At 62.8% G+C, this 25,830-nt stretch carries 23 protein-coding genes and 1 pseudogene; 14 read left to right on the top strand and 10 right to left on the bottom strand.

From position 1 onward, the window contains the following. The first annotated feature begins 257 nt into the window (after window positions 1-257). The gene (gene hrpA, locus PC358_RS11550) at window positions 258-4,163 is read left to right on the top strand and encodes an ATP-dependent RNA helicase HrpA (protein ID WP_033699679.1); all 3,906 of its coding nucleotides are present in this window, start codon (window positions 258-260) and stop codon (window positions 4,161-4,163) included. Between the two features lie 177 nt (window positions 4,164-4,340). After that, the gene (locus PC358_RS11545) at window positions 4,341-5,462 is read left to right on the top strand and encodes a beta-ketoacyl-ACP synthase III (protein WP_033699677.1); all 1,122 of its coding nucleotides are present in this window, start codon (window positions 4,341-4,343) and stop codon (window positions 5,460-5,462) included. Between the two features lie 139 nt (window positions 5,463-5,601). Here the strand turns inward: PC358_RS11545 and PC358_RS11540 are convergent, their stop codons facing one another. Then, window positions 5,602-6,846, bottom strand: a complete 1,245-nt coding sequence (locus PC358_RS11540; protein ID WP_033699675.1) for a putative porin — start codon at window positions 6,844-6,846, stop codon at window positions 5,602-5,604. A gap of 262 nt (window positions 6,847-7,108) precedes the next feature. Here PC358_RS11540 and PC358_RS11535 point away from each other — a divergent pair, with 262 nt between their 5' ends. Next, window positions 7,109-8,236 (top strand): GNAT family N-acetyltransferase, encoded by a 1,128-nt coding sequence (locus PC358_RS11535; RefSeq protein WP_033699673.1) that lies wholly within the window; start codon window positions 7,109-7,111, stop codon window positions 8,234-8,236. Between the two features lie 27 nt (window positions 8,237-8,263). Here PC358_RS11535 and PC358_RS11530 read toward each other — a convergent pair whose 3' ends face one another. From PC358_RS11530 to PC358_RS11515, 4 genes are all read right to left on the bottom strand, one after another. After that, entirely contained in the window at window positions 8,264-10,096 is a 1,833-nt protein-coding gene (locus PC358_RS11530) for an ABC transporter ATP-binding protein (protein WP_033699671.1), read from the bottom strand. 62 nt (window positions 10,097-10,158) lie between these two features. After that, window positions 10,159-10,716: a peptidylprolyl isomerase gene (locus PC358_RS11525; protein WP_033699669.1), complete on the bottom strand. Its 558-nt coding sequence runs from the start codon at window positions 10,714-10,716 to the stop codon at window positions 10,159-10,161. After that, window positions 10,710-11,522: an alpha/beta fold hydrolase gene (locus tag PC358_RS11520; RefSeq protein WP_033699667.1), complete on the bottom strand. Its 813-nt coding sequence runs from the start codon at window positions 11,520-11,522 to the stop codon at window positions 10,710-10,712. The genes PC358_RS11525 and PC358_RS11520 overlap by 7 nt, the downstream gene beginning before the upstream one ends. A 13-nt stretch (window positions 11,523-11,535) precedes the next feature. Then, window positions 11,536-12,459 carry a LysR family transcriptional regulator gene (locus tag PC358_RS11515; RefSeq protein WP_033699665.1) on the bottom strand — a complete coding sequence of 308 codons (924 nt, stop codon included), beginning with the start codon at window positions 12,457-12,459 and terminating at the stop codon, window positions 11,536-11,538. Window positions 12,460-12,507: 48 nt separating this feature from the next. On the opposite strand from PC358_RS11515, the gene PC358_RS11510 reads away from it, so the two are divergent. The 4 genes and pseudogenes from PC358_RS11510 to PC358_RS11495 all read left to right on the top strand — a co-directional run. Next, window positions 12,508-12,822 carry a hypothetical protein gene (locus PC358_RS11510; protein WP_033699663.1) on the top strand — a complete coding sequence of 105 codons (315 nt, stop codon included), beginning with the start codon at window positions 12,508-12,510 and terminating at the stop codon, window positions 12,820-12,822. Window positions 12,823-12,931: 109 nt separating this feature from the next. Then, window positions 12,932-13,531 carry an FMN-dependent NADH-azoreductase gene (locus tag PC358_RS11505; protein ID WP_033699661.1) on the top strand — a complete coding sequence of 200 codons (600 nt, stop codon included), beginning with the start codon at window positions 12,932-12,934 and terminating at the stop codon, window positions 13,529-13,531. A gap of 612 nt (window positions 13,532-14,143) precedes the next feature. Continuing rightward, a complete protein-coding gene (locus tag PC358_RS11500) occupies window positions 14,144-15,019 on the top strand; it encodes a carboxylate/amino acid/amine transporter (protein WP_033699658.1) in 876 nt (291 codons plus the stop codon). Window positions 15,020-15,041: 22 nt separating this feature from the next. Continuing rightward, window positions 15,042-15,227, top strand: a pseudogene (locus tag PC358_RS11495) (AEC family transporter); the annotation flags it as partial. Between the two features lie 50 nt (window positions 15,228-15,277). On the opposite strand, the gene PC358_RS11490 reads toward PC358_RS11495, so the two are convergent. Further along, entirely contained in the window at window positions 15,278-16,579 is a 1,302-nt protein-coding gene (locus PC358_RS11490; protein WP_033699654.1) for a mechanosensitive ion channel family protein, read from the bottom strand. 104 nt (window positions 16,580-16,683) lie between these two features. Here PC358_RS11490 and PC358_RS11485 point away from each other — a divergent pair, with 104 nt between their 5' ends. Next, entirely contained in the window at window positions 16,684-18,045 is a 1,362-nt protein-coding gene (locus PC358_RS11485) for a DEAD/DEAH box helicase (RefSeq protein ID WP_033699652.1), read from the top strand. A gap of 54 nt (window positions 18,046-18,099) precedes the next feature. Here PC358_RS11485 and PC358_RS11480 read toward each other — a convergent pair whose 3' ends face one another. Beyond that, window positions 18,100-18,372, bottom strand: coding sequence for a hypothetical protein (locus PC358_RS11480; RefSeq protein ID WP_033699650.1), 273 nt, complete (start codon window positions 18,370-18,372; stop codon window positions 18,100-18,102). Window positions 18,373-18,618: 246 nt separating this feature from the next. On the opposite strand from PC358_RS11480, the gene PC358_RS11475 reads away from it, so the two are divergent. The 4 genes from PC358_RS11475 to PC358_RS11460 all read left to right on the top strand — a co-directional run bounded on the left by PC358_RS11475 (window position 18,619) and on the right by PC358_RS11460 (window position 20,634). Next, complete coding sequence (locus PC358_RS11475) at window positions 18,619-18,897, top strand: BrnT family toxin (RefSeq protein ID WP_033699648.1); 279 nt, start codon at window positions 18,619-18,621, stop codon at window positions 18,895-18,897. Continuing rightward, entirely contained in the window at window positions 18,875-19,129 is a 255-nt protein-coding gene (locus tag PC358_RS11470) for a BrnA antitoxin family protein (protein WP_033699646.1), read from the top strand. Before PC358_RS11475 ends, PC358_RS11470 begins: the two co-directional genes overlap by 23 nt. 76 nt (window positions 19,130-19,205) lie before the next feature. Next, window positions 19,206-19,601, top strand: a complete 396-nt coding sequence (locus tag PC358_RS11465) for a transcriptional regulator (RefSeq protein ID WP_033699644.1) — start codon at window positions 19,206-19,208, stop codon at window positions 19,599-19,601. Between the two features lie 106 nt (window positions 19,602-19,707). Then, a complete protein-coding gene (locus PC358_RS11460; RefSeq protein ID WP_033699642.1) occupies window positions 19,708-20,634 on the top strand; it encodes a DMT family transporter in 927 nt (308 codons plus the stop codon). A 9-nt stretch (window positions 20,635-20,643) separates the two neighbouring features. Here PC358_RS11460 and PC358_RS11455 read toward each other — a convergent pair whose 3' ends face one another. Beyond that, complete coding sequence (locus tag PC358_RS11455; RefSeq protein WP_033699640.1) at window positions 20,644-21,825, bottom strand: MFS transporter; 1,182 nt, start codon at window positions 21,823-21,825, stop codon at window positions 20,644-20,646. A 105-nt stretch (window positions 21,826-21,930) separates the two neighbouring features. On the opposite strand from PC358_RS11455, the gene ptrR reads away from it, so the two are divergent. Together ptrR and PC358_RS28275 are read left to right on the top strand one after the other, a co-directional pair. After that, window positions 21,931-22,824, top strand: coding sequence for a putrescine utilization regulator PtrR (gene ptrR / locus PC358_RS11450; protein ID WP_033699637.1), 894 nt, complete (start codon window positions 21,931-21,933; stop codon window positions 22,822-22,824). A gap of 125 nt (window positions 22,825-22,949) precedes the next feature. Next, window positions 22,950-23,078 carry a PA1414 family protein gene (locus PC358_RS28275; protein ID WP_256214945.1) on the top strand — a complete coding sequence of 43 codons (129 nt, stop codon included), beginning with the start codon at window positions 22,950-22,952 and terminating at the stop codon, window positions 23,076-23,078. A 77-nt stretch (window positions 23,079-23,155) separates the two neighbouring features. On the opposite strand, the gene PC358_RS11445 is transcribed toward PC358_RS28275, so the two are convergent. After that, the gene (locus PC358_RS11445; protein ID WP_033699635.1) at window positions 23,156-24,535 is read right to left on the bottom strand and encodes a sodium:solute symporter family protein; all 1,380 of its coding nucleotides are present in this window, start codon (window positions 24,533-24,535) and stop codon (window positions 23,156-23,158) included. A 159-nt stretch (window positions 24,536-24,694) separates the two neighbouring features. Next, on the bottom strand, window positions 24,695-25,645 hold the full coding sequence (gene speB, locus PC358_RS11440; protein WP_027593127.1) for an agmatinase: 951 nt from the start codon (window positions 25,643-25,645) through the stop codon (window positions 24,695-24,697). Between the last annotated feature and the right edge of the window lie 185 nt (window positions 25,646-25,830).

Genomic DNA, 25,830 nt, shown 5'->3' with positions numbered 1-25,830 from the left:
GGGTCCGGGCCTTCGGGAGCGAAGGGCGGGACTGCGGGGGCACGGTGAACGGGGCAGGGATCATGCCTTTGATACTCACATGCGGCGTAAGGTTGATTAAAGCAGTGAATGGCAACCTTTACATCGGTGTCGGCTAAACATTTGCGGCGAGGTGCTGGGTGCAGGAGCCAGCAGAGAACGGGCAAATCTGCGACAATCGCGCCTCTTCAAATGCCGATCATGAAAAAGCAGGCCCACCTGCATCACTAAAAAGCCCCATGACAGATCAAGCCATCGACCAGCTCCTGAAAAACATCGACCACGCCATGATCGCCGACCGCCATCGTCTGCGTCGGCAACTGCATGAGCTGCGCAAGCGCCCCGACGAGGCCAAGCTCGCCCAGTGGGCGGAAAAGGTCCAGGCCTCCTGCGCCCAGGTCACCGCGCGCCAGCAAAGCGTGCCGACCGTGCGTTACGACGACAGCCTGCCCATTGCAGCCAAGCGTGACGAGATCAAAAAGGCGCTGGCCGAGCACCAGGTGCTGGTCATCGCCGGTGAGACCGGCTCGGGCAAGACCACCCAGTTGCCGAAGATCTGCCTTGAGCTGGGGCGTGGCAGCCATGGCCTGATTGCCCATACCCAGCCACGCCGGATTGCTGCGCGCAGCGTCGCCGCCCGTGTCGCCGAAGAACTCGGCACGCCGCTTGGTGGGCTGGTTGGTTACCAGGTGCGTTTCGAGGACCAGAGTGATTCCAACACCCTGGTCAAGCTGATGACCGACGGCATCCTGCTGGCTGAAACCCAGCACGACCGCTTTCTCGAACGCTACGACACGATCATCGTCGACGAAGCCCACGAACGCAGCCTCAACATCGACTTCCTGCTCGGCTACCTCAAGACCCTGTTGCACCGCCGCCCGGAACTGAAGCTGATCATCACCTCGGCGACCATCGACCTCGAGCGTTTCTCCAAGCACTTCGACGGTGCACCTATCATTGAAGTCTCCGGGCGCACCTTCCCGGTAGAAACCTGGTACCGCCCGCTGACCAGCGAGCAGGACGAGGAAGGCAACCAGATCGAGGATGACCTCACCGTCGACCAGGCCATCCTCGCCACCCTGGATGAACTGGCGCAACACGAGCGCAGCCAGGGCAAGGGGCCGGGTGATGTCTTGATCTTCTTGCCGGGTGAGCGGGAAATCCGCGACGCGGCCGAGATCCTGCGCAAGGCGCAACTGCGCCATACCGAGATTCTGCCGCTGTATGCACGCCTGTCGCCCGCCGAGCAGCAGCGCATTTTCCAGTCGCATACCGGGCGCCGGGTGATCCTGGCCACCAACGTTGCCGAGACCTCGCTGACGGTGCCGGGCATTCGCTACGTGATCGACACCGGCACCGCCCGCATCAGCCGCTACAGCTACCGGGCCAAGGTCCAGCGCCTGCCGATCGAGGCGGTATCCCAGGCCAGTGCCAACCAGCGTAAAGGCCGTTGCGGCCGGGTCGAGCCTGGCATCTGCGTGCGCCTGTACAGTGAAGAGGATTTCAACGGCCGGCCGGCGTTCACCGACCCGGAGATTCTGCGCACCAACCTGGCGGCGGTGATCCTGCAGATGCTGCACCTGCGCCTGGGTGCGATCGATGCGTTCCCGTTCATCGAGCCGCCGGATGGCAAGGCTATCAGCGATGGTTTCAACCTGTTGCAGGAGCTCTCGGCGGTCAACCGCGAAAACCAGTTGACCCCGCTCGGGCGGCAACTGGCGCGTTTGCCCATCGACCCACGGTTAGGCCGCATGCTGCTTGAAGGCGCCCGTCAGGGCAGCCTGCAGGAAGTGTTGATCGTCACCAGTGCGCTGTCGGTGCAAGATCCGCGCGAGCGGCCGCCGGAGCGCCAGCAGGCGGCCGACCAGGCGCATGCCCAGTGGAAGGACGTCGACTCCGACTTCGCCGCGCTGGTCAATTTGTGGCGGGGCTTCGAGGAGCAGCGCCAGGCGTTGACTGCCAGCCCGCTGCGCAACTGGTGCCGTAAGAATTTCCTCAATTACCTGCGGCTGCGCGAATGGCGTGACGCCCACCGCCAGTTGGCGCTGATCTGCCGGGACCTGCAATTGACGGTCAACAAGGAACCGTCCGATTACCAACGGATGCACAAGGCAATCCTCAGCGGCCTGCTCAGCCAGATCGGCCAGAAGACCGAGGAGGGCGATTACCAAGGTGCCCGCCAACGGCGCTTCTGGGTCCACCCGTCCTCGGGGTTGGGCCGCAAGCGTCCGCAGTGGGTGATGGCCGCCGAGCTGGTGGAAACCACCAAGCTGTATGCGCGCATGGTCGCCCGCATCGAGCCCGACTGGATCGAGCCGCTGGCGGCCCACCTGGTCAAGAAGAACCACTTCGAACCGCATTGGGAGAAGAAGCGCGGGCAGGTGGTGGCGTACGAGCAGATCACCTTGTACGGGCTGATTCTGGTTGGCCGCCGCCCGGTTCACTTCGGCCCGATCGACCCGGTGACATCGCGGGAGCTGTTCATTCGCGAGGGGCTGGTGGGCGGCGAAATCCAGTCGCGGGCCAAGTGCCTGTCGGCCAACAAGCGCCTGCTCGAACAGCTCGACGAACTTGAGGCCAAGGCCCGCCGGCGCGACATTCTGGCCGACGAAGAGACCCTCTACGCCTTCTACGAAGCGCGCCTGCCTGAGGACATCCACCAGACCGCGACCTTCGATGCCTGGTACCGCATGACCAGCCAGAAGGACGCCAACCTGCTGATCATGCGCGAGGAAGACGTGCTGGCCCGTGAGGCCAGCGAAGTCACCGCAGCGCAGTACCCGGACAGCCTGCAGGTGGGGGACTTGCGCCTGTCGTTGAGCTACCACTTCGAACCGGGCCACCCGCGCGACGGCGTGACGGTGCGGGTACCGGCACCGCTGTTGCCGAGCCTGCCGGGCGAGCGCCTGGAGTGGCTGGTGCCGGGCCTGCTCGAAGCCAAGTGCGTGGCGCTGGTGCGCAACCTGCCCAAGGCGCTGCGCAAGAATTTCGTGCCGGTGCCGGACTTCGTCAAAGCTTCGCTGGCCCGCATGACTTTCGGCCAGGGCGCGCTGCCCCAGGCGTTGGGCCAGGAGCTGCTGCGCATGACCGGTGCACGTGTTTCCGACGAGGCCTGGGCAGAATCTGTCAGCCTGGTCGAAGGCCACCTGCGGATGAACATCGAAGTGGTCGATGCCCAGGGCAAGTTCCTTGGCGAAGGCCGCGACCTGGCCGAGTTGACCGCGCGCTTCGCCGCTGCCAGCCAGGCCGCGCTGGCGGTGCCACGCAGCGAAAACGCCGAACGGCCGGTGCAGGCGAAGGCGTTCAGCGAAGTGGCGCAGACCACCCAACAGAAGATCGCCGGCCTGTCGATGACCGTGTACCCGGCGCTGGTGGAGGAAAACGGCACTGTTCGCGAAGGGCGTTTCTCGACCCAGGCCGAAGCCGAGTTCCAGCACCGCCGCGCCTTGCAGCGCCTGTTGTTGCAGCAGTTGGCAGAGCCTGCCAAGTTTTTGCGCGGCAAGCTGCCTGGGCTGACCGAACTGGGCTTGCTGTACCGCGAGCTGGGCCGTGTCGAGGCGCTGGTCGAAGACATTCTGCTGGCCAGCCTGGACAGCTGCATCCTTGAAGGCGAACAGCCGCTGCCCCGTGACGGCGCGGCCTTGGCCGGGTTGGCTGAGCGCAAGCGTGGCAGCTGGGCCGAGCATGCCGAGCGCCTGGCGCGCCTGACCCTGGAGGTGCTCAAGTTGTGGCATGGGCTGCAGAAGCGCTTCAAGGGCAAGATCGACCTGAGCCAGGCGGTGGCGCTGAACGACATCAAGCAACAATTGGCCAACCTGGTGTACCCGGGCTTCGTGCGCGAAACCCCGGGTGCCTGGTTCAAGGAGCTGCCGCGTTACCTCAAGGCCGTGGAGCTGCGCCTGGAGAAGCTGGGCTCGCAGGTGCAGAAGGATCGCGTCTGGAGCGGCGAGCTGGCCAACCTCTGGGCCCAGTACAAGACGCGCGCCGACAAGCACGCCCAAGAGGGCAAGCGCGATGAGCAACTGACGTTGTACCGCTGGTTGCTGGAAGAATACCGGGTGTCGTTGTTCGCGCAGCAGCTAGGGACGAAAGTGCCGATTTCTGACAAGCGATTGAGCAAACAGTGGAGCCAGGTGGAAGGCTAACTGCCTTGATTTGTGGCACACTTCAAGGCGTTTGGGGGCCGCATTGCGGCCCTTCGCGGGTAAACCCGCGCCCACAAGGGCGCGGCCCTCGCCTTTGAATTGGCACTAAAGTGCCATTATTCAGTCATGTTTCCAGCCAGCGCCCCGTGGCGATGGCCTTTGACCAGAGGAACGACCGTGCATAACGTCGTGATCAGCGGCACCGGCCTGTATACCCCGGCCCAGAGCATTTCCAACGAAGAACTGGTGGAGTCCTTCAATACCTGGTCGCAGCAGTTCAACCGCGACAACGCCGCCGCGATCGAGCGCGGTGAGATCGAGGCAGCGCCGCTGTCCGACGCTGCTTTCATCGAAAAGGCCTCGGGTATCAAGAGCCGCTTCGTGCTGGACAAGGCCGGCATTCTCGACCCGCAACGCATGAAACCGCGCCTGCCAGAACGCTCCAATGACGAGCCGTCGGTTCTGTGCGAAATGGCCGTGGCTGCAGCGCGCCAGGCACTGGAGCGTGCAGGCCGCACCGCTGCCGATGTCGATGGCGTGATTGTCGCCTGCTCCAACCTGCAGCGCCCGTATCCAGCCATTGCCATCGAAGTGCAAAAGGAACTGGGCATCGAGGGCTTCGCCTTCGACATGAACGTGGCCTGCTCGTCGGCCACCTTCGGCATCCAGACCGCCGCCAACAGTGTGCAACTGGGCCAGGCGCGTTCGGTGCTGATGGTCAACCCCGAGGTCTGCACCGGGCACCTGAACTTCCGCGACCGCGACAGCCACTTCATCTTCGGCGATGCCGCCACTGCGGTGCTGATCGAGCGGGCCGACCAGGCCACGTCCAGGCACCAGTTCGAGATCGTCAGCAGCAAGTTGTGGACGGGGTTCTCCAACAACATCCGCAACAACTTCGGCTTCCTCAACCGCGCGGCGGAGGAGGGTGAAGGGGCGGCAGACAAACTGTTCATCCAGGAAGGGCGCAAGGTGTTCCGTGAAGTGTGCCCGAAGGTCGCCGAGCTGATCGGTGAGCACCTGGAGGCGAACGACCTGCAGCCGAGCGACGTCAAGCGCTTCTGGCTGCACCAGGCCAACCTGAGCATGAACCACCTGATCGTCAAGAAGCTGCTGGGGCGTGAAGCCACCGAGGAAGAAGCACCGGTGATTCTGGACCGTTATGCCAACACCAGTTCGGCAGGGTCGGTGATTGCCTTCCACCTGTACCAGGATGACCTGGCCGAGGGGGCGGTGGGCGTGCTGAGCTCGTTTGGTGCGGGGTATTCGGTGGGGAGTGTGATTCTGCGCAAGCGCTAGGTTTTTTTAAGGACCTGTACCGGCCCCTTCGCGGTTTTATCCGCGAAGGGGCCGGCGCATTTCTGGCAGACGAAAAAAGGCAGGAAATGCCGGATGGGGTCGGCATTTCCCGCCTTGAGTGAAACAGAGAAGCGGTTGCTTAGAACTTGGCTTCCAGGTCGACCTGCAGCGTATCGACATCCGCATTGCTGTTCGGCAACTGCGACAGATCGGTCTTGGCCATCAGGTAAGCAGCGCCCAGCGAGAAGTTCTTGTCGATTTCGTAACCGACCTTGAACTTGTGCCCGCGCGAACCGGTGAAGCCGTTGCCGAAGTCGGAGTCGGTGAACAGGCTGACCACAGCGTTGCGCTGAACATCACGGTAGTTGTAGTCCAGGCTCCAGGCGCCAACCTTGGTCTTCAGACCGGCCAGCCAGGCCTGGTCTTCACCGTCGGTGCTCTCGGTGTTTTTCACGTACTGGCCGTAGGCCGACAGCGGGATGGCGAAGCCGGTGAAGTCCAGCTGGCCGAAGCCTTCCACCAGGTTGAACTCGTTGGTGGTGTTGCCGAACGACTGCAGAATGGCCGCTTCCTTGTCGTTGTCGTAGCCATAGATGCTCGCACCCACGGTGACCTTCAGCACGTCGGCGGGGGCGAACTTGGCACCCAGCTGGCCGTGGTAGACCTGCGCGTCATGCTTGTACTGCACACCGTCGCCGTCGACGTTGTCCTTGAGGGTGTACTGGCCCGCACTGGCGAACACTTCGGCGCCGCCCAGGTCGGCCTTGTAAGTCGCTGCTACGCCTTCGGGGTTGATATCGCTGTCCCAGATGATATCGCCCATGCTCACCCATGGCTGGGGCATCTTGCCGCCGATCAGGTGCAGGTTCGGCACCGCCATCGGGTGCCAGTCGAGGTAGGCCAGGTCGACCCACAGCGACTTCTTGTCGAAGTAGTTGTCAAGGCTCTGGTTGGTGGAGCGACGGTCGGCGCTGCTGCCGGTGGCGATGCGTACGCCGGCATCGACTTGCGGGTTGATCTCGCTGTAGAAGCCGACACGGGCACGAACGCGCTGGCGGTCCTGGTTGCCGCTGCTGCTGTTCGGCTCGTCGACGTTGACGTCTTCGTAGCGCAGGCGCACATCACCCTTGATCTGGGTCTTGGCGGCCCATGCCACTTTCTGTTCAAAGGAACTCATACGTTCGGACTGAGCTTTCTGGTCGGCCTTTTCCTTGGTCTCTTTTGCCAGATCGCCTTGCAGTTCGTTGTACTGCGCCTGGTTGATCGAGCCATTGGCGCGGAGCATTTCGAGCAACTTGGCGTCGACAGCAGCACTGGCCGGAGTACTCAGAGCCAGCATCATGCCGGTGAGGCTCACTCCGGTAAGTGTGGAAACAAGACGCATAAGGTTCTCCCTACTGAAAAAAATGGGGGAGGCTCAGCGCCCGCCCCTGTGTTGGCATGTCTTCGGAAAGGGCCTGAATAGACAGGTTCTGGGGTTCCGGAAAACAGGCGCAAGTATTGCGAGGGGGGATTACAGATTAATGTCGAATTAGTGGCACTGTTGTTAAGCCATCGGGCATGAATGAGTTGGCCGGGCGATCGTCATTTGAGTGATGGGCCCTTCTTCCGGGATACTGAGCGCCTCAAGAAAGCGAGTCGAAACCGTGACCAGCCTGTACAGCCTTGCTCATCTGCGTGATCTTCCGGCGGCCACCTGGGATGCCCTGGTGCCCGCTGGCCAGCCGTTTCTGCGCCACGCCTTCCTCACTGCGCTGGAGGACAGCGCCAGCGTTGCACCGTCGACCGGCTGGGCGGCCGAGCACTTGGTGCTGGAACGGGAAGGGCAGGTGCGCGCGGTCATGCCGGCCTACCGCAAGTGGCATTCGTTTGGCGAGTATGTGTTCGACCACGGCTGGGCCGATGCCTGTGAGCGGGCAGGCATCGCCTATTACCCCAAGTTGCTCGGCGCGGTGCCGTTCAGCCCGGTCAGCGGCCCGCGCCTGCTGGCTGCCGACCCCGCCGACGGCCTGCTGGTGTTGCAAGCGCTACCCGAATACCTGGGCAAGGGCGGGCTTTCTGGTGCGCACATCAACTTCACCGACCCGGCCCTGGACCAACAGATGGCCAGCTTGCCAGGCTGGATGGAGCGCCTTGGTTGCCAGTTTCACTGGCGTAACCGCGGTTATCGAGACTTCCAGGATTTCCTCGACACGCTCAGCTCGCGCAAGCGCAAGCAGATGCGCAAGGAGCGCGAACAGGTGGCCGGGCAGGGCATCGACTTCCAGTGGTACCGGGGGGAGCAACTGACGGAGGCGCAGTGGGATTTTGTCTACCTGTGCTACGCCAACACGTATGCGGTACGCAGGCGCGCCCCGTACCTGACCCGTGAATTCTTCAGCCTGCTGGCCGAGCGCATGCCCGAGGCACTGCGGGTGGTGATGGCGAGGCAGGGTGGGCGTGACGTGGCCATGGCCCTGAGCCTGGTGGGCGACGACAGCCTGTATGGCCGTTACTGGGGGTGCCTGGATGAATTCGACCGGCTGCACTTCGAGACCTGCTTCTACCAGGGCATGGACTTTGCCATTGCTGAAGGCTTGCAGCGCTTTGATGCGGGGGCCCAGGGCGAGCACAAGCTGATCCGTGGGTTCGAGCCGGTGCTGACGCGGTCGTGGCATTACCTGTTGCACCCGGGGTTGCGGCGGGCGGTCGAGGGGTTCTTGTTGCAGGAGCGCGAAGGGGTGCAGGGGTATGCCGAGGAGGCGCGGGGGATGTTGCCCTACCGCAGGGATTGAAACCTGCCTCGGCTGCACCGGCCGGGCTCAATCCACCCCGACGAACCCCCCGGTCTGGTGATGCCACAACCGCGCATACAACCCTTGTTGCGCCAGCAGTTCACTGTGGCTGCCGCTTTCGACGATATGCCCCTTGTCCAGCACTACCAGGCGGTCCATCCGGGCAATGGTTGAAAGCCGGTGCGCGATAGCGATTACCGTCTTGCCTTGCATCAGGGTCTCCAGGCTTTCCTGGATCGCTGCCTCGACCTCCGAGTCCAGCGCCGAGGTGGCCTCGTCCATGATCAGGATCGGTGCATTCTTCAGCAGCACCCGCGCAATGGCGATACGTTGGCGCTGGCCGCCAGACAGCTTGACCCCACGCTCGCCCACATGGGCATCGAAGCCGGTACGCCCCTGGGCGTCGGACAGCTGTGGTATGAACTCGTCGGCGCGGGCGCGGCGCACCGCTTCGTGCAGTGCCGCTTCGCTGGCCTCGGGGCGGCCGTACAGCAAGTTGTCACGGATCGAGCGGTGCAACAGCGAGGTGTCCTGGGTGATCATGCCGATTTGTGCGCGCAGGCTGGCCTGGCTCACTTCGGCGATGTCCTGGCCATCGATCAGGATGCGCCCGCCCTGCACGTCGTACAGGCGTAGCAGCAGGTTGACCAGGGTCGATTTGCCCGCGCCTGACGGGCCGATCAGGCCAATCTTCTCGCCCGGGCGAATGTCCAGGTTGAGCCCCTCGATCACGTTGCTGGCCTTGCCGTAGTGGAAGTCCACGTCGTCGAAGTGCACCGCGCCACGGCTTACCTTCAGTGCAGGCGCATTGGGCTTGTCGGTGACGGTGACCGGCTGGGCGATGGTCTGCAGGCCGTCCTGGACCATGCCGATGTTCTCGAAGATGCCGTTGACCACCCACATGATCCAGCCCGACATGTTGACGATGCGGATCACCAGGCCGGTGGTCAGGGCGATTGCGCCCACGGTGATCAGCGACTGGCTCCACAGCCACAGCGCCAGGCCCGTGGTGCCGACCACCAGCAAGCCGTTGAGGGTGGTGATGACCACGTCCATGCTGGTGATGACGCGGGAGGCCAGCTGGGTTTTCTCGGTCTGTTCGCGGATCGCCTCGCGGGCGTACTGCTGCTCGTAGTCGGTGTGGGCGAACAGCTTCAGGGTGGCGATGTTGGTGTAGCCGTCGACGATGCGCCCCATCAGCTTGGAGCGTGCGTCGGACGAAATCACCGAGCGCGCCTTGACCCGGGGCACGAAGTAGAACAGCGCGCCGATGTAGCAGGCGATCCACGCCAGCAGCGGCAGCATCAGGCGCCAGTCGGCCTCGGCGAACAGCACCAGTGCACTGACGGCGTAGATCAGGACGTGCCACAGCGCATCCACCGCCTGTACCGCCGAATCACGCAGCGAGTTGCCGGTCTGCATGATGCGCTGGGCAATGCGCCCGGCGAAATCGCTCTGGAAGAAATTCAGGCTCTGTTTGAGCACATAGGTGTGGTTTTGCCAGCGAATCATGCTGGTCATGCCCGGGTTGATGGTCTGGTGCACCAGCAGGTCGTGCAGGCCGAAGAACAGCGGGCGTAACAGTAGCACCACCACCAGCATCCAGATCAGCTCACCGCTGTGCTCGCTGAAGAAGTTGGCATTGGGCGTGCCCTGGGCCAGGTCGATGATGCGGCTCAGGTAGCTGAACATCGCCACTTCGATCAGCGAGGCAATCAGCCCTACCACCAGCAGGGCGACAAAGCTGGGCCAGACCTGGCGCAGGTAATACAGGTAGAACGGCCACACCGTGCTCGGCGGCGCTTCGCTCGGTGCCTCACGGAAAATATCGATCAGTCTTTCGAAACGGCGGTACAGCATGGGTGACAACACTCCTGTTCGTCCGACCCTCAGGCGGTTTCACATCCCTGTGAAGCCTGCGGTCAGTCGATGCGTTTGGCGGACTTGATGTAGACCGGATCGGCCGGCACGTCGCGCATACCGTTCTTGACAGTGGTCGGTGAGTTGACGATCTGGTCGACCACTTCCATGCCTTTGGTCACCTTGCCGAACACCGCATAGCCGCGGTCACGGCCCGGGTTGAGGAAGTCGTTATCGGCCACGTTGATGAAGAACTGGCTGGTGGCCGAGTTCGGGTCCGAAGTGCGGGCCATGGACAGGGTGCCGCGGGTGTTCAGCAGGCCGTTGCTGGCCTCGTTACGGATTGGGGCCTGGGTGTCTTTCTGCGCCATCCGATCGGTAAAACCGCCGCCCTGAACCATGAAGCCCGGGATCACGCGGTGGAAGATGGTGTTGTTGTAGAAACCGCTGTCGACGTACTGGAGGAAGTTCTTGGTACTGATCGGCGCCTTTTCGGCATTCAACTCGATTTCGACCTGACCGAAGCTGGTGTCCAGCAATACGTGAGGGGTCTTGTCGGACGCCATGACGCTGGTGGCGAAGGCAACCGAGCAGGCGGTGAGCAGGAGTTTTTTCAGCATGGGCTCAAAGATCCTTGAGAGGTGGAAGCGGCTGCAAGGAACTGCAGCAGGGTCTGGTTGAAGACCTCGGGTTGATCGAGGGGCGTAGCGTGCCGGGAATCGTCGATGACTACCAGCCTGGCCTGGGGCATCAGGGCGACGTAGCGCTCTTTGAGTTGTATCGGCGTGTAATCGTGGTCGGCGGCGATCACCAGCGTGGGACAGCGGATTTGCCCGATGCGTTCCTGCACGCCCCAGTCGACGATGGCGTCGAAGCTCTTGAGGTAGGCGCGCTTGTCGTTGCGTGCCCAGCGCTGGGCCATCTTCTGGCGCAGGTCGGCTTGCCCGGGCTTGGGGAATAGCCGTTCGGCCAGCCCTTTGCCAACGGTCTCGACACTGAGCAGGCGTGCCAGGCCCCAACGCTTGGCCCACCAGGCCCAGTCACTGCGGGTGCGGCGCTTGACCTCGGGGGCGCTGTTGACAATGCACAGGCTGCGCAGCCACTGCGGGTGGTCGACGGCGAACTGGAAACCGACCATGCCGCCCATCGACAGGCCGACGAAGTGCACCGGGCCGGTCTGCAAGTGTTCGAGCAAAGCCAGCAGGTCTTCGCTGAAGGTGGCGATCTGGTAGCCGTCGCGGGGCTTGTCGGAGCGGCCGTGGCCGCGGATGTCCATGGCAATCACCCGGTAGTGATGGCTCAGCAGGGGTATCTGCAGCTCCCAGTCCTGGCAGCTGGAGCCCAGGCCATGCAGCAGCACCAAGGGTTCGCCCTGGCCATATTGCTCGTAATGCAGCAAGCATCCTTCGTGTTCGAAATAGGCCATGGGCGCGGTCCTCTCAGGCTTGCGGGGGGGCTGCGAAGGGCACGTCCAGGGGCGCGGTGTCGAAGTTGCGCAGCAGGTCGATGAGAATCTGCGTGGCCGGGCCCAGGGTCTTCTCTTTGCTCGAATAAAGGTAGAACAGTGGGTGGCGGCTGCCACCCTGGTCCAACGGCAGCGCCTTGAGCACCCCCTCGCGCAGCTCCCGTTCGATCATGTGCCGGGGCAACCAGGCAAAGCCCAGGCCGCTGCTGACGAAGGTGGTGGCGGTGCCCAGGCTGCCGACGGTCCAGCGCTGCTCGGCACCCAGCCAACCGACATCGAGCGGTTGCGCGCGGCCGGAGTCGCGGATCACCACCTGCAGCTGGCTTTCCAGGTCCTGGAAGGTGATGTCCCGGCCGAGGCGGTGCAGGCTGTGTTCGGGGTGGGCAACGGCGATGAACTCCACCGCGCTCAGTTCGGCACCCAGGTAGCCGCCGATGCTGTAGCTGCTGATGGCAAGGTCGGCGATGCCTTCACGCAGCACTTCTTCGACGCCCGACAGCACCTCTTCGCGCAGACGCACCCGGCAGCCACGGCTCTGCGGCATGAATGCACTCAAGGCACGTACCAGCCGGGCGCTGGGGTAGGCGGCATCGACCACCACGCGCACTTCGGCTTCCCAGCCTTGCTCCATGTGATGGGCAAGGTCTTCGAGCTGGCTGGCCTGCTTGACCAGGTGGCGCGAACGGCGCAGCAGCACGTTGCCGGCTTCGGTGAGCACGGCCTTGCGCCCGTCGATGCGCAGCAGCGGTACACCGAGCTGCTCTTGCATGCGTGCCACGGTGTAGCTGACCGATGACTGCGAACGGTGCAGTGCCTCGGCGGCCTGGGCAAACCCCCCGTGATCGACCACTGCTTGCAGGGTTCGCCACTGATCAAGGGTTACGCGCGGCGCTTTCATGTTTCGCTCCTGTTGTCCTAAGCTGCGCTCTTCCAAGGAGAGCGCCCCATGAAGAAATGTTGTGCGGCAATACTGATGTGCCTGCCCCTCGGGGCCATGGCTTACCCCATCGATGTGGAGAAGCAGCTGGACGGGGTCAAACTCGACTACACCGCCTACGACACTGCCTACGATATTGGTGCCATCACCCTCAACAACTACGGGCAGGTACCGGCAGCCTGCAAGGTAACGTTCCGCAACGGCCCGGAAGCGCCGCGGGTGCGCCGGGTGAACGTACCGGCAGGTAAAAGCGTCGATGTGACCGCCAAGTTCAATCGCCAGATCATCAAGCTGCGGATCGGCGTGAACTGCGCGGCCGAATAAAACTGATTAATCGATTGATTGAACCCACTTTTTACGCTTTTTTATCGATAGGTCAAGCCTTAATCTCACCTCCATCGAATCGCACCCTATTTGCCGATGGAGGCACCCCATGTCCCGCGTACTGATCATCGAAAGCAGCGCCCGCCAGCAGGATTCCGTTTCCCGTCAGCTGACCCGCGACTTCATCCAGCAATGGCAGGCGGCCCACCCGGCCGACGAGATCAACGTACGTGACCTGGCCGTGAGCCCGGTGCCCCACCTGGATGCCAACCTGCTCGGTGGCTGGATGAAGCCCGAGGCGCAGCGCAGCGCCGCCGAACTGGACGCGCTGGCCCGCTCCAACGAATTGACCGATGAGCTGTTGGCGGCCGACGTGCTGGTGATGGCCGCGCCGATGTACAACTTCACCATCCCCAGCACCCTCAAGGCCTGGCTGGACCATGTACTGCGCGCCGGCATCACCTTCAAGTACACCCCGACCGGCCCGCAAGGCCTGCTGACCGGCAAGCGCGCCATCGTCCTGACTGCCCGCGGCGGTATTCATGCCGGCGCCACCAGCGACCATCAGGAACCGTACCTGCGCCAGGTGATGGCATTCATCGGCATTCACGATGTGAACTTCATCCATGCCGAGGGCCTGAACATGAGCGGCGACTTCTTCGAGAAGGGCCTCAACCAGGCCAAGGCCAAACTGGCTGCGGTGGCCTGAGCGTCAACGAATTCCCAAGCCTGACACCTTGTTTGCTCCTTTGGGTGTACCTGCCCGGCCAATGGCCGGGCTTTTTTTTGGGGGGAGGTTGTGGATGCCTGGAGATTGGATTCGGGGCCACCAGGTGCCTGGCTTGGCATTTTCAGCGCCTATCAGATCGAGCGCCGCCCGCGCGGCGCATCGCGACGCAAGGCCGCTCCTACATTTGTTTCGGGCCAGTGAGACCTGTGGCATTTGCGCGCGACCGCTTTGTTAGTACGACGCGATATTTAGGCGGGCACCAAGGGGCCGCGCGCCAATACCTCAGGCATAATTGGCCCGAAACAAATGTAGGAGAGGCCTTGCGTCGCGATGCGCCGCGCGGGCGGCGCTCGATTTCCGCCCCACCTCCAAATCCAAGACAGGCAGCTAGCCGCCATCACCCTATCTCCCGACAAGCGCATAGCAGCCCCACTTCCCCAACATTCTGTGAAGAACCTATTTTACCGTGGCCAAGGCGGTCTGCTTTTAGGACCGGAACGGTCGCGCGCGCTGCCATCCCTACATTCCTCATGGTTGAACACAGCGGCCGCAACCCGCTAAGGTCGCCGCCTTGATCCACGAGAGGCAACCATGGGCTACCTGATTATCGTCGCGCTGATCCAGGCGTTTTCCTTCAGCTTGATCGGCGAGTATCTGGCCGGGCACGTCGACAGCTACTTTGCCGTGCTCGCGCGGGTGCTGCTGGCGGGCCTGGTGTTTCTGCCGCTGACCCGCTGGCGCCAGGTCGAGCCGCGCTTCATGCGCTCGATGCTGCTGATCGGCGCGCTGCAGTACGGCATCACCTATGTGTGCCTGTACCTGAGCTTTCGCGTGCTCACCGTGCCGGAAGTGCTGTTGTTCACCATCCTCACGCCGTTGCACGTCACCTTGATCGAGGACGCCTTGAACCGGCGTTTCAACCCGTGGGCGTTGCTCGCGGCGCTGGTGGCGGTGGCCGGGGCCGCGGTGATCCGCTTCGACAGCATCAGCGGCGAGTTCTTCATCGGCTTCCTGCTGCTGCAGCTGGCCAACTTCACCTATGCCGCCGGCCAGGTGCTGTACCGCCATCTGGTCGCCCGAAACCCCAGCAACCTGCCGCACTACACGCGCTTCGGCTACTTCTACCTGGGGGCCTTGATCGTGGTGTTGCCGGCGTTTGTGCTGTTCGGTAATGCCCAGCACTTGCCGAGCACCGATGTGCAATGGCTGGTGCTGTTGTTCCTCGGGCTGTGCCCTACTGCATTGGGCCTGTACTGGTGGAACAAGGGCGCGTGCCTGGTCTCCGGGGCGACACTGGCGGTGATGAACAACCTGCATGTGCCGGTGGGGCTGTTGCTCAACCTGTTGATCTGGAACCAGCACGAGCCGCTAGGGCGGCTGTTCATCGGCGGGGCAGTGATTCTGGCGTCGGTGTGGCTGAGCCGGTTGGGCAGCCGTGCTCAGGTACCGCTTGGCAACAAGGCGTGAATGAACCCGCATGGCTACATCGGTATCCCCTTGTGCGTCGGCGGCCTGGGCGGTTTCTGGTTTGGGCCTGGCGGAGCCGGTGCTGCATTTTCTCGACATGCTGGCGCTGGCGACCACCCCGTGCGCGCTGATTTCACTGGGGGCGTTCCTGGCCGAGAAACGGGGCATGGGGCAAGCCAGCCCGTGGCCGTTGGTGGGGCTGAAACTCGAGTAGGCGCTGGCTTGCCTGCGATGGGCCGCAAAGCGGCCCCGTCAGCCTCAAGCCTCGCTCATGTCTTCCAGACGACGCGGCACAGGTTCATTTGACAGTCGCCCCGCCAACCCCGCCCGCATGTCATTGCCGCTAGGCTGCTGGTACAAGCTCAACCCGAACTCCGGCAACACCGCCAACAGGTAATCGAAGATATCCCCCTGGATCCGCTCATACTCCGCCCACACCGTGGTCGTGGTGAAGCAGTAGATCTCCAGCGGCACGCCTTCGGCGGTGGTCTGCATCTGGCGAACCATGCAGGTCATGCCTTGATGCACGTTGGGGTGGTTCTTCAGGTAAGCCAGAGCAAAGGCGCGGAAGGTGCCGATGTTGGTCAGCTTGCGCCGGTTGGCGGACAGCTCGGCCACCGGCCCCAGGGCTTCGTTCCAGGTTTGCAGTTCCTGGCGCTTGCTGGCCAGGTAGTCGCCCAACAGGCGCACCTGGGTGAGGCGCTGCTCCTCTTCGCGTGTGAGAAAGCGCACACCTGCGGCGTCGATGAACAGGCTGCGCTTGATGCGCCGGCCGCCCGACTGCTGCATGCCGCGGTAGTTGCGGAACGACTCGCTCATCAGCCGCCAGGTCGGGATCGAGACGATGGTCTTGTCGAAGTTCTGCACCTTCACCGTGTGCAAGGTGATGTCCACCACGTCACCGTCGGCGCCCACCTGGGGCATTTCGATCCAGTCACCCACATGCAGCATGTCGTTGCTGGTCAGCTGCACGCTGGCCACGAACGACAGCAGCGTGTCCTTGTAGACCAACAGCAGCACCGCCGACATGGCACCCAGGCCCGACAGCAGCAGCAATGGCGAGCGGTCGATCAGGGTGGCGACGATGACGATGGAGGCGAAAATCCACAGCATCATCTTGGCCAGTTGCACATAGCCCTTGATCGAGCGGGTGCGGGCGTGCTCGGTGCGGGCGTAGATGTCGAGCAGGGCATCGAGCAGGCACGACAGGGCCATGGTCATGAACAGCAGGGTGAAGGCCAGGGCGACGTTGCCGAGGAAGTGCTGCGCCGTGTCGGACAACTCCGGCACCAGTTTCAGGCCAAACTGCAGCACCAGCGATGGTGTGGTCTGGGCCAGCCGGTGCAGGACTTTATTGTGGCGCAGGTCATCCAGCCATTTCAGCGCCTGTTGGCGTGCCAGCAGGCGGGTACCGTGCAGCATCAGGAAGCGCGCCAGGCGGCCGACCACCAGGGAAATCAGCAGCAGGACGGCCAGGCCGATGGCGGCGTGGAGCATGGGATGTTGGTCGAGGGTGCCCCAGAGGTCGAGGGAGTCACGCCAGATTCGTTGGATATCCATGGGGTTGTGAGCGGTCTGTATTGCCAAACGAAGCGCCATTAGAGCGCGGAAGCCGATAAAGTTGCCAAAAGAAATTCGGCTATGGCGGCAGAAAACGTTACCCTATGCAACTGAATTTCCCGCACTTGCCTGAGGTTACCTCCGTGTTTTCCCAATTCGCCCTGCACGAACGCCTGCTTAAAGCCGTGGCCGAGCTTAAATTTGTCGAGCCGACCCCGGTGCAGGCAGCGGCCATCCCCCTGGCCCTGCAAGGGCGTGACTTGCGTGTGACCGCGCAGACCGGCAGCGGCAAGACCGCGGCATTCGTCCTGCCGATGCTCAACCGCCTGGTCGACCTGAGCGGCCCACGCGTGGAAATCCGCGCGCTGATCCTGCTGCCTACCCGCGAGCTGGCGCAGCAGACCCTCAAGCAGGTGCAGCTGTTCTCCCAGTTCACCTACATCAAGGCTGGCCTGGTTACCGGCGGTGAAGACTTCAAGGAACAGGCCGCCATGCTGCGCAAGGTACCGGACGTGCTGATCGGCACCCCGGGCCGTCTGCTCGAACAGCTCAATGCCGGTAACCTGGACCTGTCCCATGTCAAGGTGATGATCCTCGACGAAGCCGACCGCATGCTCGACATGGGCTTTGCCGAAGACATGGAGCGCCTGTGCAAGGAGTGCGAGAACCGCGAGCAGACCCTGCTGTTCTCCGCCACCACCGGTGGTGCGGCACTGCGTGACATCATCGGCAAGGTGTTGAAAGACCCTGAGCACCTGATGCTCAACAGCGTCTCGCAACTGGCCGAGGGCACGCGTCAGCAGATCATCATGGCTGACCACGACCAGCACAAAGAGAAGATCGTCCAGTGGTTGCTGGAAAACGAGACCTACCAGAAGGCGATCATCTTCACCAACACCCGTGCCCTGGCAGACCGCATCTATGGTCACCTGGTGGCCAAGGACGTCAAGGTCTTCGTACTGCACGGTGAAAAGGACCAGAAAGACCGCAAGCTGGCCATCGACCGCTTCAAGCAGGGCAGCTCCAAGGTGCTGGTGGCGACCGACGTGGCGGCCCGTGGCCTGGACATCGACGGCCTTGACCTGGTGATCAACTTCGACATGCCGCGCAGTGGCGACGAGTACGTGCACCGCATTGGCCGTACCGGCCGTGCCGGGGGGGAAGGCCTGGCCATCTCGTTGATCACCCACAACGACTGGAACTTGATGTCGAGCATCGAACGCTACCTCAAGCAGCAGTTCGAGCGCCGGGTTATCAAGGAAGTCAAAGGTACCTACAACGGGCCGAAAAAGGTCAAGGCCTCGGGCAAGGCTGCCGGGACCAAGAAGAAAAAGGTCGAGAAGAAGTCGGGGGACAAGAAGGCTGCAGCCAAGCGCAAGCCAACCGCCAAGCCAAAGGCCAACGCGCCACTGGCCAGTTCCGACGGCATGGCTCCGCTGAGAAAGCGTCAGCCTGCAGCTGAGTAAATCGACTTGTGCCCTATCGTCGGCTTGCCGGCGATAGGGCTTCACAACCTCGCATCAGTCAGCTTTTTTCTCCGCTGTCTTCAGTTCCTTGATCCGTGTATCGATCAACTGGCATTTGTCGGGCAAGTCCTTGCTCGCCGTCCCCAGCTCCATCCCTTGGAGCTCATCATTGATTTCCTTGGCCTTCTGCGGGTTCTGCTCGGTGAGCTGACTGACCAGGCCGGCCAGTTCTTCACGCTTCTGCGTGGCCTCTTCCGGTGTGCAGGCCCAGGCGGGTAGGGCGCAGAGCAGGGCGGTGGCGCAGGCAATGCTTAGCAGCGGTTTCATCCTTCTTACCTCTCGCGTCGGCTATGCCTGATGGAGCGTGCTGGCCGCTGGTAAGTTCAGCGTCTGCGACAGGTGGCCTGCAACTGCGTAATGGCTACCGATTTACGCGGTTTCCTGTTTGGCAGTAGTCCCTTTCTGAATCGCTCTCAAACAGCCAAGGCACCCTTGATGAGGGCTGTGCCATATCGCTAGTTTTGGCCGAAAAGAGGGGGTATCGTATGTACAGCTGTAAATACAGGGCATCCCATGTTCTTTGAGTGGGACGAAGCCAAAAATGAAATCAACATCCGTAAACACGGTATCGACTTCGCAGATGTACCGGACATGTTCAATCATCCTATGCTGGCGCGACAGGATGAAGACGTGGCATGCGGTGAAGAGCGCTGGGTGTGCCTGGGCTGGCTCAAGGCTTTGATAGGCGTTGTTGTGTATACGGAGAAGCGGGGCGAGGTAATACGCATTATCTCTGCCCGCAAAGCCACCAAATGGGAGGCCAAACACTATGAGCAAAACTTCGAGAACTGATTGGGGCCGTTTGGCTCGGCAGGAAGACAAGGACATCGACACGTCTGATATCGCCGAGCTGGATCAGGACTTCTTTCGCCAGGCCGAATTGCGGGTCCCCGCCAAGCAGACCGTGACCATTCGCCTGGACTCTGATGTCCTCGCCTGGTTCAAGGAGCAGGGGGCTGGGTATCAGACCCGTATCAATCAGTTGTTGCGCCAATACATGCAGGCTCAGCAAAGACAGCGCTGATATCTTTCTGAACGCAGCCGCGCTCCGGCAGGTCCACCCTGTGTACCCCTTCCGTCCACAGCAGGAGCCTGCCGCCATGAGCATTACCTACGACTGGGACCTGATCGAGCGCTTGCTGCATGAAGCCCAGAACAGCGCCGGTCACAGCTTCACGCCACGCCCCTATGCCGAGCAGCACGCCGCAGCGTTGGCCGCCAAAGGCCAGCCGGTTGGCGACCTTGACCACCTGAAGACCCGCGCTTGCGAGTATGAAAAGCTGCTGTTCGAGCGCGGCTTCATCGAAACCCGGCCCGCAGAAGACGGTGGCAACGGTGAAAACTTTGTCCTCACCGAGCGCGGATCACGCCTGTTGAGCCTGATCGACAGCAGCATCCCAGGCTTCGAGCACCCCCGCCAAGTGCTTGAAGAACAGGAAGACGCGCTGGATGAGGCAACCTTTGAGCAGGTGTCCTCCAAGGCGCAGATTGCTTGAGGTCGTTTTGAGGGTGGCACGGGTGGCCAAGGAAAACCGATAATCGGTAATTCTTGAAGACTGCCGAGTTGACGCCCATGCCATCGATTATCCGTAAGGCCCGCTCATGAGCGCGGCCCGGAAGAACCCCGACGCCTTTGCTTTCCAGGTCATGCTCGGGCTGTGCCTGATCTGGGGCTGCCAGCAGGTGCTGATCAAGACGGCCGCCGTCGACATTGCCCCAGTGATGCAGGCCGCCCTGCGTAACTGCATCGCTGCAGTGCTGGTGGGCCTGATGATCTGCTGGCGCGGTGGTTGGGAGCAGGTGGGCACTACCTGGCGCGCCGGGCTGTTGGCCGGCGGGCTGTTCGGCGTGGAGTTTCTGTTCATCGCCGAGGGGCTGAAGCTGACGTCGGCAGCGCACATGTCTGTCTTCCTGTATACGGCACCCGTGTTTACTGCCTTGGGCCTGCACTTCTTGCTGCCCAGCGAGCGGCTGCGACTGCTGCAGTGGTTGGGGATCTTGCTGGCGTTCGGCGGGATCGCCACGGCATTTGCCGGCGGTATGTCGTTCGAGCAGATGGACAGCCGCACCTTGCTGGGCGATGCCTTCGGTGTCGTGGCAGGGTTGGCCTGGGGCGCGACGACGGTGGTGGTGCGCTGTTCGCGGTTGTCGGAAGCGCCAGCGACCTTGACCTTGTTCTATCAGCTGGCCGTCGGTTTTGCCGGGTTGCTGCTGATTGCCTTGCTCAGTGGCCAGATCGGGGCGGTGTCGCTGACGCCGTTGGCGATTGGCAGTGTGCTGTTCCAGGGGATCGTGGTGTCGTTTGTCAGCTACCTGACCTGGTTCTGGCTATTGCGCAAATACCTGGCGTCGAACCTGGCGGTGTTTTCGTTCATCACGCCGTTGTTCGGCGTGACGTTCGGAGTGCTGCTGCTGGATGAGCCACTGAGCGTGAACTTCGTACTCGGCGCAGTGATGGTGTTGCTTGGGGTGGTGCTGGTGAGTGCCGAGCCCTGGGTAAAGCAGCAATTGCGTAAGTGGGTGGGGTGACGGTTGCACCTACACCGAGCGCGCATCCGCCGAGTGTTGGGCAGGGCAGGTGCGATGGGCTTGGGCGCCAGCCAGCACCAGCCCCCCGGCCACTGCCAGACCACTGGCAGCCAGCAGCAATGCGGGCTGCAAACTCCCCGTGTAGTGGTTGCTGACGGCCGCCAACAACGGCCCGCTCAGTTGCCCGAGCGCAAAGCACGCAGTGAGCAGCCCGGCATTACGCTGTGTCGCCTGCGGCGCCAGCTCCCGCGAACGCTGCATCACCAGCTGCATGCAGGCCAGGAACGGCGCACCGCACAGCACCACGCCCAAGGCCAGGCCAAGGCCGCCGCCCCACAAGCAAGCCAGCACGCCCAGCCCTTGCAGCCACAGGGTGGCGGTCAGCCAGGCGGAGGTCCGGCCGCCCCGGCGCAGGCTCACCAGCACCACGCCCAGCGCTGCCGCCACGCCAAACGCAGGCCAGAACAGGTCGGCCAGCCATTGTCCCTGAAACTGCTGATTGGCCATCTGTGACAAGAAAGTGGCCGGCAAGATGTAACCGACGCCGTACAAGGCATACACCAGCCCAAGGCGCCCAATACCGGCACCGTGCCTTGTACCTGGCTGCACAGTGGCCGGGATCACCGCCGGCGCCTGCGGCCGTGGCAACCAAGGCCTTACTGCCAGCAGCATTAGCAGCGCGGCGGTGGCATAGATCAGCCAGAGCGCTGCCGAACCCAGCCCCAGCACATGCGCACCCAGCGCCAACAGTCCGCTAACGGCGATACCCACCCCGGGCCCTGCGAACACCAGCGCACCCAGGCGCTGGCGCTGGTGTGCATTGGCGACCTGCTGGCTGAGGCTGGTGATCATCACCAGTACCCAGGCGCTGGCCACGCCGGTGCCGAAACGCAGCAGCAGGTGACTCCAGAAGCCATCGGCGGCCCAAGAGGCCAGGGTCAACAGCACGCACAGCCACAGCCCGCCATGCAGGCGCAGCCGAACCTGGGCAGGGGTGCGGGCGAACATGGCATCCACTGCACCCAGGAAGTAGCCCAGGTAATTGGCTGCTGCGACCAACCCAGCGGCCGTGAGGTCGAACTGGCCTTCAGCGATCAATTGCGGCAGTTGCGGGGTCAGGGCGAAGCGGCCTATGCCCATGGCCATCATCAGCGCCACGGCGCTGGCCAGCAGTTGTATGAGCGGTGACATGGAGGGACTCCTGCACGGGGTAAGCGATGGCTGGCAGGTTAAGGGGCTTTTATCTTCAATAAAATTGAATAATGATTATGAAGTTGTTCTGTTTTGGAGAATAGTATGGAGTTCAGCCAACTGCGCATCTTCCAGGCGGTTGCCGAGGAAGGCTCGGTGACCCGCGCCGCCGAGCGCTTGCATCGGGTTCCCTCGAACCTGTCGACGCGCCTGCGCCAACTCGAAGACCAACTGGGCGTCGAGCTGTTTTTGCGCGAGCGCCAGCGCTTGCAGCTGTCACCTGCGGGCAAGGTGTTGCTGGACTACGCCAATCGCCTGTCGGCCCTGCGTGACGAGGCGATGGCGGCCGTGCAGGGTGGCCAGCCGGCCGGGGAGTTTGTGCTGGGCACCATGTACAGCACTGCAGCGACCCACCTGCCGGCCTTGCTGGCGCGTTACCACCAGGCGTACCCGGCGGTGAACCTGCAGGTGCGCGCGGCGCCCAGCGGCGAGTTGTTCGAGGGTTTGCTCAGCCATGGCCTGGATGCGGCCTTGGTGGATGGCCCGCCGAGCCTGGCCGGGTTGGATGGCGTGCCACTGTGCGAAGAGCAACTGGTGTTGATCACCAGCCCCGAACACCCGCCCGTGCACACGGCAAAAGACGTGGCAGGCAAGGCGGTGTTCACCTTCCGCCAAGGCTGCTCGTACCGCATGCGCCTTGAAGCCTGGTATGCCCACGCGCATACGCCGATGGGGCGGGTGATGGAGATCGAGTCCTACCAGAGCATGCTGGCCTGCGTCATCGCCGGCGCCGGCGTGGCGATGATGGCGCAGTCCATGCTCGACAGCCTGCCGGGGCGTGACCGGGTGCGGGTTCATCGCCTGCAGGCGCCGTTCGATCAGGCGGTGACCTGGTTGATGTGGCGCCAGGGGATGCGAGGGGCGAATTTGCAGGCGTGGATCGATCTGCAACAAAGCGAAACGATTAGCCAATCGTCGGAATGCGGCGTTTCCCCTTGATCCGCGTCAAAATGGCCCCTATCTCTAGGAACAGATACATGCGCAATACAGGACATCGGGCTATGATCTGTATGAAACATGACTGGATTGATTGACCGTGAGGCTGACCCGTCAAAGGGGGCACTATGAAGAAACCACTGTTCAACTGGCTCCACGACTTGGCTGTCGCACTGGGGCTGATACCACCACCCTTGCAGCCGGTGCCGATCCCGACTGACGAAGAGCAGCGCAAGCGCCAGCCGCGTCGTCGCTGAAATGAAAAAGGCCGCCGCATCATGGCTGATGCGGCGGCCTTTTTGTTGCCGGGTGTTATCTAAGCGCGTATCGGCTATCAGGCCAGCTTCATCGCTGCCACCGATTTACGCGTCATCAGGCTGATCCCCACAAAGCTCACCAGGCCGATCGTCAGGCTGTAGTAAATCGGCGTGTTGGCTTCCAACCCATCCTTGAACATGAACAACAGCGCGGTGGCGAAGCCCAGCGACATGCTGGCGATTGCGCCTGCGGTGGTTGCGCGCTTCCAGAAGATCGCACCGATCAGCGGGATCAGCATGCCGCCGACCAGCAGGTTGTAGGCCAGGGTCAGGGCGTTGATCACATCGTTCACCACCAGGGCGATACCCAGCACCACCAGGCCGGTGAGCAAGGTGAACAGGCGGCTGATGCCCAGGCTCGATTGCTTGCCGCCACGCAGCTTGGGCAGCAGGTCTTCGGTCAGGGTGGTGGACGCGGCCAGCAGGCCGGCGCTGGCGGTGGACATCATGGCTGCCAGGGCCGCCGCCATCAGCAGGCCGCGGATGCCATCGGGCAGGGTGCTCTTGATCATCTCGGCAAAGGCATTGTTCGGGTTTGCCAGGTCTGGCATCAGCACGTGTGCAGCCATGCCGATCAGGGCGCAAGCCAGGCCGTACACTACGCAGTACACACCGGCGGTGGTACCGGCGCGCTGGCAGACCTTCTCGTCACGGGCGGTGAACACCCGCTGCCAGATGTCCTGGCCGATGAGGATGCCGAAGAAGTAGATCAGGAAGTAGGTGATGATGGTGTCCCAGCCGATGCTGGTCAGCTGGAAGCTCGACGCTGGCAGCTTGGCCACCAGGGTGTCCCAGCCGCCGGCCTTGTACAGGCAGACTGGCAGCAGGATGAACATCAGGCCGACGGTCTTGATCACGAACTGGACGATGTCGGTCAGGGTCAGCGACCACATGCCGCCGATGGTCGAGTACAGCACCACCACGCCACCGCCGAGCAGCAACGACATCCAGAACGGCAGTTCCAGCAGCACCTGCAGTACGGTTGCCATGGCCAGGGTCGAGGTGACGCCGATCATCAGCGCATATGCCAGCATGATCGCTGCACTGGCCTGGCGTGCCATGGGGTTGTACCGACGCTCCAGCACCTGGGTGACGGTGAAGATGCGCAGGCGCAGCAGCGGTTTGGCGAGGAACAGGTTGAGGGCGATGATGCCCAGGCCCAGCGCAGCGCATAGCCAGAAGCCCGAAATGCCGTGGACATAGCCCAGGCGCACGGTGCCGACGGTGGACGCGCCGCCCAGCACGGTGGTGGCCATGGTGCCCATGTACAGGGTGGGGCCGAGGTTGCGTCCGGCCACCAGGTAGTCTTCGTGGGTTTTCGCACGCCGCATGCCATACCAGCCAAGCCCGAGCATGCCGGCGGTATAGATCATTACAACAATGATGTCCAAGGCCATTGGGAGTCTCCCGATTATCTTTATTATGGCGAGATCGACCGCCCGGGCACCTTACGGCGCCTGGCGGTCTTGTCTTGTGTTGACGGGCCTCAATGGCCCTCCCTCATGGCTCCTGCCAGGGTAAAGCGGGTATCGCGGTTGGCGCGGCGCAGGCCTGGTTCAGCGACGCACTACGCCGGGTAGCACGCAGAGCATTTCGAACAGCAGGTTGGCGCCGAGCAGCGAGGTGTTGCCGGTGGTGTCGTAAGGCGGGGAGACTTCGACAAGGTCACAGCCGATCAGGTCCAGGCCGTGGCAGCCGCGAATGATCTCCATCGCCTGGATCGTGGTCAAGCCCCCAATTTCCGGCGTGCCGGTGCCCGGTGCCCAGGCAGGGTCGATGCCGTCGATATCGAACGACAGGTAAACCGGGCCACCGCCGACCTTTTCGCGTACTTCGGCCATCAGCGGTTCAAGCGATTTGTGCCAGCATTCCTCGGCCTGAACTACGCGAAAGCCCTGGCGACGGCTCCAGTTGAAGTCGTCGGCGGTATAGCCTTGGGCGCGCAGGCCGATCTGTACCACGCGGTCGCAATCGAGCAGGCCTTCTTCCACGGCGCGGCGGAAGGTGGTGCCGTGGGCGATCTTCTCGCCGAACATGTGGTCGTTGACGTCGGCGTGGGCATCGATATGTACCAGGCCGATCTTGCCGTGCTTTTTATGCAGGGCACGGAGGATTGGCAGGGTGATGGTGTGGTCGCCACCCAGGGTCATCGGGATGACGTTGTGCTCGACGATCTCGTCGTAGGCTTCTTCGATGATGCGCACGGCGTCGAGCAGGTTGAAGGTGTTGATGGCCACGTCACCGATGTCGGCTACCGACAGCGAGTCGAACGGCGCAGCACCGGTGGCCATGTTGTACGGGCGGATCATCACCGATTCGGCGCGGATCTGCCGTGGGCCGAAGCGGGTGCCGGAGCGCAGGGAGGTGCCGATGTCCAGCGGCACGCCGATGAACGCGGCGTCCAGGCCGGCGGCGCTTTGCAGGTGGGGGAGGCGGAGCATGGTGGCGATGCCGCCGAAACGCGGCATTTCGTTGCCGCCCAGTGGTTGGTGGAGAGTCTTGTCCACGGTGGGCCTCATCAGTCGGTCGATTGTTGTGTTTGTTCGAACCTGTGCCGCGGCGCGCCTGTTTGCTTTGGTTGTGCCGGCGGGCAGGACATTTCGGCCGAGTTTGCGCAAGGTAGTGCCCGGGAAGAATCGCTACCGGCAAATACTTACTTCAGGAATTTCTGAACTAATGCCTGCGCAACCGG

This window comes from Pseudomonas capeferrum (assembly GCF_000731675.1).
Taxonomy (GTDB): Bacteria; Pseudomonadota; Gammaproteobacteria; order Pseudomonadales; family Pseudomonadaceae; genus Aquipseudomonas; species Aquipseudomonas capeferrum.
The sequence above is the reverse complement of the archived record's forward strand: the minus strand, read 5'-3'. Positions and strand labels throughout refer to the sequence as shown.